Origin of the sequence: Pseudomonas persica (assembly GCF_900291015.1) — a bacterium.
Taxonomy (GTDB): Bacteria; Pseudomonadota; Gammaproteobacteria; order Pseudomonadales; family Pseudomonadaceae; genus Aquipseudomonas.
In genome coordinates, this window is the sequence record NZ_OLKL01000360.1 from 1 (window position 1) to 238 (window position 238).

At 45.0% G+C, this 238-nt stretch carries 1 protein-coding gene; it reads right to left on the bottom strand.

The features are described 5' to 3' along the window. Nucleotides 1–39 precede the first annotated feature (39 nt). The coding region (locus tag FQ664_RS27445; protein WP_178091132.1) for a hypothetical protein at nt 40–238 on the bottom strand (199 nt) is incomplete at its 5' end.

Genomic DNA, 238 nt, shown 5'->3' on the forward strand with positions numbered 1-238 from the left:
AGGCTCACCTGATGCTCTAAGAAAATAACTGATGTTCAACTAAGCCTCCAGGGTCTTTGATTCTAATGATTGTTGATAGCGTAGCTGCCTTGGTAAATCACCCAATCCCATTGCTTGCTCTTGCTGCCAAATCCATTGATTCAGTTCACTGACGTGATCTGCGACTTTGGCCTCCAACCAATTTGCAAACGCTTCATCACTAGTGATAATCAGCCGCTCACCTTCAACAACGTCCAGT